This is a genomic window from Mesorhizobium sp. M7A.F.Ca.CA.002.15.2.1, from assembly GCF_003998715.1.
Lineage (GTDB): Bacteria > Pseudomonadota > Alphaproteobacteria > Rhizobiales > Rhizobiaceae > Mesorhizobium > Mesorhizobium ciceri.
Genome location: NZ_RZPI01000268.1, coordinates 1 through 6,915 on the forward strand (window position 1 = coordinate 1; position 6,915 = coordinate 6,915).

The window sequence follows — 6,915 nt, forward strand, 5'->3', positions numbered from 1 at the left end:
CAGCCAGGTTGGCCGCCGCGTCGACGAATCCAGCCCGATCTGCGACGCGCGCCTCCCCGATGGCTCGCGCGTCAACGTCATCGCGCCGCCGCTCTCCATCGACGGCGCCACGCTCACCATCCGCAAATTCAAGAAGGACAAGCTGACGCTCGACCAACTGGTCAAGTTCGGCGCCATCTCGCCGCAGGGCGCCGAAGTTCTCAAGATCATCAGCCGTGTTCGCTGCAACATCGTGATCTCGGGCGGTACCGGTTCGGGCAAGACCACGCTGCTCAATTGCCTGACCAACTATATCGACCGCGAGGAGCGCGTCATCACCTGCGAAGACTCGGCCGAGCTGCAATTGCAGCAGCCGCATGTGGTGCGCCTCGAAACCCGCCCGCCCAATCTGGAGGGTGAGGGTGAGGTGACGATGCGCGACCTGGTCAAGAACTGCCTGCGCATGCGGCCCGAGCGCATCATCGTCGGCGAAGTGCGCGGACCCGAAGTGTTCGATCTTCTGCAGGCGATGAACACCGGCCATGACGGCTCGATGGGAACGATCCACTCGAACAGCCCGCGCGAATGCCTGAACCGCATTGAATCCATGATTGCCATGGGTGGTTATTCGCTGCCGCAGAAGACAGTGCGCGAAATCGTCGTCGGCTCCATCGACGTGATCATCCAGGCAGCGCGCCTGCGCGACGGATCGCGCCGCATCACCCACATCACCGAGGTGATCGGGATGGAAGGCGACGTTATCATCACGCAGGATATCGTCCTCTACAACATCAAGGGTGAGGACGCCAACGGCCGGCTGTTGGGTGAGCACGTATCGACCGGCATCGGCCGTCCGCATTTCTGGGAGCGTGCACGCTATTACGGCGAGGAGCAGCGTCTCGCCATTGCGCTCGAGGCGATGGAGAAACGCGCTGACTGACGTCTGCTGGGGTGTAAGGGTTCGGGCCAATGTTTGGAATTGACGGCACAGTACTGGCGTTTGTCGTGCTCGCCGGCTTCAGCGCCGGCGCCGTCGCTTATGCATTTCTGTTCACCCGGATCAGCAACGAGAAACAGGTCGGCAAGCGGCTCGAAACAATCAGGACCGCCGAGACGGATCGCTCCGTCGTCAAGGCCTCGCGCGACCGCGTGGCGGAAGCCGCCAAGCGGCGCAAATCGGTTCAGGATTCTCTCAACGAACTCGACGCCAAGCAGAAAACCAAGGACAGCCGCGTCAAGAAGCCGCCGCTGAAAGCCCAGCTTCGTCAGGCCGGCCTCAAGACCACCATCGAGCGTTTCTATATATATTCCGCAATATGCGGCATCGTTTTGACGATGGCCGCTTTCGTGGCCGGAGCCCCGCTGATCGCCTTGCCGGGCGTGCTGCTGGCCGGGGGGCTGGGCCTGCCGCGCTGGTTCGTCACGTTTCGCCGCGCCCGCCGGGTCAAGGCATTCCTCAACGAATTTCCAAACGCGCTCGACATCATCGTGCGCGCGGTCAAATCCGGCCTGCCGCTGAACGATGCCGTGCGCCTGATCGCCAACGAATCGCCCGAACCCGTGAAGACCGAGTTTCGCCGCATCGTCGATTCACAGCAGATGGGCCTCTCTATCCCCGACGCGACCTTGCGCATGCCCGAAACCATGCCTTGCACCGAGGCAAGCTTCTTCGGCATCGTTATCCAGATTCAATCGCAAGCCGGCGGGAATCTCTCCGAGGCGCTGGGCAATCTTTCGCGCGTGCTTCGCGATCGCAAGAAGATGAAAGCCAAGGTCGCGGCGCTGTCGATGGAAGCGAAGGCATCCGCCGCGATCATCGGTGCGCTGCCCTTCATCGTCGCCTTTCTCGTCTACCTGTCGAGCCCGGCCTACCTGATGCCGCTCTTCAACACCAGCGTCGGAAACCTGATCCTTGGTTGCTCTGCGGTCTGGATGTCGATCGGCATCCTGGTGATGCGCAAGATGATGAACTTCGAAGTCTAGGATGCTGGCATGACCGAGCAAGTCATCAAGACCCTGACGGATCCGAGCTTCCTGATCGCGATGCTGGTCGCGATAGCGGTGTTTGCGACCGTCTTCACCTTGCTGCCGGCGTTTGGCGGAAACCAGCTCAAGTCACGCATGAAATCCGTTGCGCTGGAGCGCGACGAACTGCGTGCGCAACAGCGCGCCCGGCTTGCGGTCGAGGCCGACCGCCGTCGCAAGGGCTTGCGTGAGGAACAGTCGATCGGCATGCGCAACATCGTCGACCGGCTGGATCTGAGACGCGCGCTCGCCGATGAAGGCACCTTGCAGAAACTCAAGGTGGCCGGTTTTCGTGGACAGAATCCGCTGACGCGGTTTCTTTTCTTTCGTCTCGTGCTTCCTTTTGTCGGTTTCGCGCTGGCCGCAATCTACATCTTCGTGCTCGGAGGACTGCCCGACAAGCCATTGGTCATCAGGCTGTTCGTCTGCATCCTCGTTGCTTACGGCGGCTTCTACGCGCCGGTCATCTACGTCAACAACCGCGCCACCAAGCGCAAGCAGTCGATCCAGATGGCATGGCCGGATGGGCTCGATCTGATGCTGATCTGCGTCGAATCGGGCATGTCGGTGGAAGCAGCATTGCGCAAGGTCGCCGACGAGATCGGCGCGCAATCGGTGGCGCTGGCGGAAGAGTTCATCCTCACCAATGCCGAGCTTTCCTATCTGCCGGAGCGCAAGCAGGCCTACGAGAACCTGGCAAGCCGCACCGGCCTGGATTCGGTCAAGTCGGTGTCGCAGGCGCTCGTCCAGGCCGAGCGTTACGGCACGCCGGTGGCGCATGCACTGCGCGTGCTTGCCGCCGAAAGCCGCGACATGCGCATGAATGCGGCCGAGAAGAAGGCGGCCGCCCTGCCGCCAAAACTTACCGTGCCGATGATCCTGTTTTTCCTGCCGGTGCTTTTCGCCATCATCCTGGGTCCCGCCGGCATTCAGGTCAGCCAACGCGGTATCTTCGGCGATCATGCGGCGCCGGCAACAAACGCCCAGTAGCGGCAAGGCAAATTCCTGCAGTACACTTCAAACGAAGAGGCCGCGCTGCATGCAACGCGGCCTCTTCGTTGGGGCATCGGAATTGTGGTCTCAGTTGGTTGCGGATTTCGGCTTGTCCTGGTCCTTGAGCTGGCTCCAGGCGTTCTGTTGGGCCAGCATCTGCCTGAGATAGGCGACATTTGCCTGCGCCTGTTCGGGCGACAGTTCCTGTGAGGCGATCTTCTCGGCCTCGTCGAACCGGCCTTGCAGGCCGACGACCAGCGCCAGGTTCTGGCGGACCCGGCTGTCCGCATTCGGCTGTTGCGCGGCCGAGCGCATATAGGTTTCGGCGGTGCGCAGATCACCTTCCAGCACATACGACATGCCAAGATTGGAGAGCACGGAAGGCTCGTTCGGCTTGAGGTCGAGCGCCTTGCGGTAAAGCTGGCGCGCATCGTCCTTCTGGCCGGTCTGGTCGAGAATGGCCGCTTCCGCCGACACCAGCCTCCAGTCGGGATATTCCGGTGTCTGAGCGCGGCGCACGGCGTCGAGCGCCGCCTCGAACTGGCCATTGGCGGCCAGCGCCTTGCCGTAGGAGGCAAGCACGTCACGATCCTTGGGCAAAGCGATGGCGAGTTTGCGCATCACGGCCAGCGACTGGTCGGCGTCGCCATCCATCTGCAACGCCGCCGCATAGTTCGTCGCTATCCGCTTGTCGTTGGGGTTCTTCGCGTAGGATTGGCCAAGTGCGCCGGTGGCATTGTGCAGTTCGCCGGCCGACATGCTTTCAAGCGGTTTGCCGCTGGTGCGTGCGATAGAGCCGGTGGAGAGCTTGTCGGTTCCGCAACCGGCGACGCCCGCCGTCAGCGCCAGCACAAGAGCCATGGTGATGAGCCGTTTTCCCCTGATATTGATCCTGCGGTTGGTCGGCATGGCACCCTAAGCCTCCATTCATGCGCGGCCATTGCGTGGCCGTCTTCCCTCTCGCAGAAATATTCTGTTAACCCTAACGGACGGTTAAGAACGGCGACTCACACGGAGAACATCGCATGCCTGTCGAACTCGTCGGGAAGACATTGCCGGGCGCGTTGCCGGTCCATCTGGTCGCCAGGGACGGTCTGGACGCGGCCGGTCTTGCGCCGGCCGCCATCGCCTGGGCCAGGGCCAACGGCTTTTCCGGCGAGGCAGGCAGGACACTGGTCGTGCCCGGCGAAAACGGGGCGCTCGGCGGCGCCTTGTTCGGTATCGGCGATGGCGAAGGCGCGCTTGCCCTCGGCGCATTGTCGAAAGCCTTGCCGGAAGGCGACTGGCATTTCGCCTTGGCGCCGGCCGAGGCCGAACTCGCGGCGATCGCGCTGCTGCTCGGCGGTTATGTCTTCACCCGCTACGGCAAGAAGCCAGGCAGGGCGCTGCGCTTCGGCCTGCCGGCCGACGTCGATGCCGGGCGCGTTCGCCGCATTGTCGATGGCGTCTTCCTGACACGCGATCTGGTCAACACGCCGACCAGCGATATGGGTCCGGAAGATTTGGAGCAGGCGGTGCGGACCCTGGCCGCCAGGCACAAGGCCGAAGTCTCGGTGATCAAGGGTGACGATCTCCTCGACCGGAACTTCCCGATGATCCATGCGGTCGGCCGTGCGTCGACCAGCGCACCGCGCTTGATCGACATGCGATGGGGACAGCAAGACGCACCGAAGGTGACGCTGGTCGGCAAGGGCGTCTGCTTCGACACGGGCGGCCTCGACATCAAGCCATCGTCCGGCATGCTGCTGATGAAGAAGGACATGGGCGGTGCCGCCAATGTCCTTGGCCTCGCCTCGATGATCATGGCTGCCGGGCTGAATGTGCGGCTGCGCGTGCTCATTCCCGCGGTGGAAAATTCGATTGCCGGCAACGCCTTCCGGCCTGGCGACGTGCTGATGAGCCGCAAGGGCATCACTGTCGAGATCGGCAACACGGATGCCGAGGGACGGCTGGTGCTGGCCGACGCGCTGGCGCTGGCCGACGAGGAGGAGCCGCAGCTTCTGGTCGACATGGCGACGCTGACCGGGGCTGCCCGTGTCGCGCTCGGCCCCGATCTGCCACCGTTCTACACCGGCGACGAAACGCTGGCATCCGATCTGGCGGAGGCTTCCGTCGCGACGGAGGATCCGCTGTGGCGCATGCCGCTGTGGCGGCCCTACGATGCAAAACTGTCGTCGAAGATCGCCGACATCAACAATGTCACCACGGACGGTTTCGCCGGCTCGATCACAGCGGCGTTGTTCCTGAAGCGCTTTGTCGAAAAAACCGCGGGCTGGGCGCATTTCGACATCTTCGCCTGGAATCCGGCTGATCGTCCGCATGGCCCCGCCGGCGGCGAGGCACAGGGCATCCGCGCGCTGGAGCGGATCATCGCGAAACGCTATGGCTGACAGTCGCAGGCGAAAGACGGCAATCGCTTTGACTGAAACGGAACCGAAACAATTTGCCGTCATGCTGGCGCGATGTCGATTGCGATGCGCCCGAGCCAGGCCTTGCGACTGTGGCAGCAGGTGATGCTGTCGCAGGTGCGCGACGACGCGCCCGATCTGACCATGCGCCAGACGGCAATCCTGTTCACCATCTATCTCGATCCGCCGCCGCACACCGTGCGCGGGCTCGCCGCCCGGCTCAATGTCACCAAGCCGGTGATCACCCGCGCCCTTGACACGATGGGCGCTTTGAAACTCGTCTCGCGCCATCGCGACGAGCTCGACAAGCGCAATGTTCTGATCAGGCGCACGGTCGAGGGCGCGCTCTTTGTCGAGCGCTTCGGCGATGGTATCATCGCCAAGGCGCTCGAACTGCCGATGTGAGCGACCTTTTCAACAGAGTGCTCGATTTGACTGCCAGGGATGCCCGCCTTCACGCTTTTCGCTCGGACCTTGCCGATGCACGGCTGAAGGGTGAGGTCGCCGCTGACCGCTTCGTCGCCGGCCGGCCGGCGCGGGTCATCGCGTCAGTGGCCGATATGCGCAAGGCGCCGCGGGCGGATGCCGGCGTCAACACGCAAGCCCTGTTCGGCGACGATGTCCTGGTCTTCGATGTCGCTGAAGGCTGGGCCTGGGTCCAGGCCGAACGCGACGGCTATGTCGGCTATGTCGCCGACACGATGCTGGGCAAACGGGACCATACGCCGACGCACATCGTCTGCGTGCCGCGCACCTTCCTCTATCCCGCGCCGGATCTGCGCTTTCCGATCGCCGGACAATTGTCGATGGGATCGACGGTGACAGTGACGGAGGCGGCCGAGACGCGCGGTACGCACTATGCGGTCCTGCCGTCCGGCGAGGCGCTGATCGCAGGTCACCTGCGGCCGCTCAGTGAAGCTGTGTCCGACTATGTCGCGGTTGCCGAGGCGTTTCTAGGAACACCCTATCTCTGGGGTGGCACTTCCGGTTTCGGCATCGACTGTTCGGGGCTGGTGCAACTGGCGATGCGCATGGCCGGCAGAGACGTGCTGCGCGATTCCGACATGCAGGCTGCGGCCCTTGGCGAGCCGCTGGAACCGGGACCTGATTTCTCCGGCTTGCGACGCGGCGATCTGGTGTTCTGGAAGGGCCATGTCGCCGTCATGACCGATGCCGACACGATGATCCACGCCAACGGCCACACCATGCTGGTGTCGCGCGAAGGCCTGAAGGATGCGGTTGACCGCATCGGTTATCTCTATGGTGGCCCGACAGGGTTCAGGAGGCCGTAGCCTTTCTTCCTTCGCCCCGTTCACGGGGAGAAGGTGCCCGAGGGCGGATGAGGGACAGCGCCAGCATTGAGAGGTTCGCGCCGCCCCCCACCTGCCTGCCGGCATCCTCTCCCCGTACCGGGGCGAGGAAAGCTCACCTCGATCACCTTTTGTTCCGATTTTCCTTGGCGTTCGCGCGCCGTCGCGCTACCTCTGGCGGGTGACAGTTGAGCCGCGCC

The 6,915-nt window shown here is 63.4% G+C and carries 7 protein-coding genes; 6 read left to right on the forward strand and 1 reads right to left on the reverse strand.

Features of this window, described 5'->3' with window-relative positions:
- The 3 genes from ENZ74_RS16460 to ENZ74_RS16470 all read left to right on the forward strand — a co-directional run.
- A partial coding sequence (locus ENZ74_RS16460) for a CpaF family protein (RefSeq protein ID WP_164761054.1) occupies nucleotides 1–919 on the forward strand: 919 nt, incomplete at its 5' end.
- Nucleotides 920–948: 29 nt separating this feature from the next.
- Nucleotides 949–1,962 (forward strand): type II secretion system F family protein, encoded by a 1,014-nt coding sequence (locus ENZ74_RS16465; RefSeq protein WP_013533679.1) that lies wholly within the window; start codon nucleotides 949–951, stop codon nucleotides 1,960–1,962.
- Nucleotides 1,963–1,971: 9 nt separating this feature from the next.
- On the forward strand, nucleotides 1,972–2,994 hold the full coding sequence (locus ENZ74_RS16470) for a type II secretion system F family protein (RefSeq protein ID WP_013533678.1): 1,023 nt from the start codon (nucleotides 1,972–1,974) through the stop codon (nucleotides 2,992–2,994).
- Nucleotides 2,995–3,084: 90 nt separating this feature from the next.
- On the opposite strand, the gene ENZ74_RS16475 is transcribed toward ENZ74_RS16470, so the two are convergent.
- Nucleotides 3,085–3,906, reverse strand: a complete 822-nt coding sequence (locus ENZ74_RS16475) for a tetratricopeptide repeat protein (protein WP_013533677.1) — start codon at nucleotides 3,904–3,906, stop codon at nucleotides 3,085–3,087.
- A 116-nt stretch (nucleotides 3,907–4,022) separates the two neighbouring features.
- On the opposite strand from ENZ74_RS16475, the gene ENZ74_RS16480 reads away from it, so the two are divergent.
- From ENZ74_RS16480 to ENZ74_RS16490, 3 genes are all read left to right on the forward strand, one after another.
- Complete coding sequence (locus tag ENZ74_RS16480) at nucleotides 4,023–5,387, forward strand: M17 family metallopeptidase (RefSeq protein ID WP_063169999.1); 1,365 nt, start codon at nucleotides 4,023–4,025, stop codon at nucleotides 5,385–5,387.
- Nucleotides 5,388–5,459: 72 nt separating this feature from the next.
- The gene (locus ENZ74_RS16485; RefSeq protein WP_013533675.1) at nucleotides 5,460–5,810 is read left to right on the forward strand and encodes a MarR family winged helix-turn-helix transcriptional regulator; all 351 of its coding nucleotides are present in this window, start codon (nucleotides 5,460–5,462) and stop codon (nucleotides 5,808–5,810) included.
- A 26-nt stretch (nucleotides 5,811–5,836) separates the two neighbouring features.
- On the forward strand, nucleotides 5,837–6,697 hold the full coding sequence (locus tag ENZ74_RS16490; RefSeq protein WP_063170457.1) for an NlpC/P60 family protein: 861 nt from the start codon (nucleotides 5,837–5,839) through the stop codon (nucleotides 6,695–6,697).
- Nucleotides 6,698–6,915 lie beyond the last annotated feature (218 nt).

What these genes read in the sequence shown, in the direction of transcription:
- ENZ74_RS16485 (WP_013533675.1), top strand. Translation starts at nt 5,460, where the DNA reads ATGTCGATTGCGATGCGCCCGAGCCAGGCCTTGCGACTGTGGCAGCAG.
- ENZ74_RS16465 (WP_013533679.1), top strand. Translation starts at nt 949, where the DNA reads ATGTTTGGAATTGACGGCACAGTACTGGCGTTTGTCGTGCTCGCCGGC.
- ENZ74_RS16475 (WP_013533677.1), bottom strand. Translation starts at nt 3,906, where the DNA reads ATGCCGACCAACCGCAGGATCAATATCAGGGGAAAACGGCTCATCACC.
- ENZ74_RS16480 (WP_063169999.1), top strand. Translation starts at nt 4,023, where the DNA reads ATGCCTGTCGAACTCGTCGGGAAGACATTGCCGGGCGCGTTGCCGGTC.
- ENZ74_RS16470 (WP_013533678.1), top strand. Translation starts at nt 1,972, where the DNA reads ATGACCGAGCAAGTCATCAAGACCCTGACGGATCCGAGCTTCCTGATC.